This is a genomic window from Xenorhabdus sp. NBAII XenSa04 (assembly GCF_963866145.1).
GTDB lineage: Bacteria > Pseudomonadota > Gammaproteobacteria > Enterobacterales > Enterobacteriaceae > Xenorhabdus > Xenorhabdus indica.
This window is the reverse complement of the sequence record NZ_CAWMEB010000231.1, coordinates 1-463: the sequence shown is the minus strand read 5'-3', so window position 1 is coordinate 463 and position 463 is coordinate 1. Positions and strand designations below refer to the sequence as shown.

The window sequence follows — 463 nt, the reverse complement described above, 5'->3', positions numbered from 1 at the left end:
TATCGTCAATCTCTCCTTTTTCAATCTATAAAATGCAGTGTCAGATTCACTGAGTGGTGAAGCAGGCGTGAGCCTGTCAGGATTGTGATCTTCTTTGGCTGCGGCGTCACTTTCAGCGATAAATCCGCAAAAAGTGACGCCTTGAATTCTGTGAACAGTCAGCAAAAGTTGTGTAAGCGTTGAAATGCCCGCAGCATAGACAAACGCCGCAAGGTTCGGAGTCAAACGGTAGTTATGAGTTAATCATTTGCGTGTGGAAACTTATCCGCTGAATAATTCAAGCTGGGATAGTAAGAAGTATGAACAGGATGCGCGAAAGTCATCCTATTATCCATTGAAGATAAATGAAAATGTGATCTGGTACTGATACGAAAAGTCAGTGCATGAACCAACGTCCAACACACTTCGGAGACAAGATAAGAACACCTTTTGGGTGTATTTTTAGTTTAAGAAACCTTCATCA

Annotated in this window: 1 protein-coding gene; it reads right to left on the bottom strand. The window is 41.9% G+C overall.

Features of this window, described 5'->3' with window-relative positions:
- On the bottom strand, positions 1–225 hold a 225-nt coding region (locus tag AAC147_RS09235; RefSeq protein WP_231571677.1), incomplete at its 3' end, for a hypothetical protein.
- Positions 226–463 lie beyond the last annotated feature (238 nt).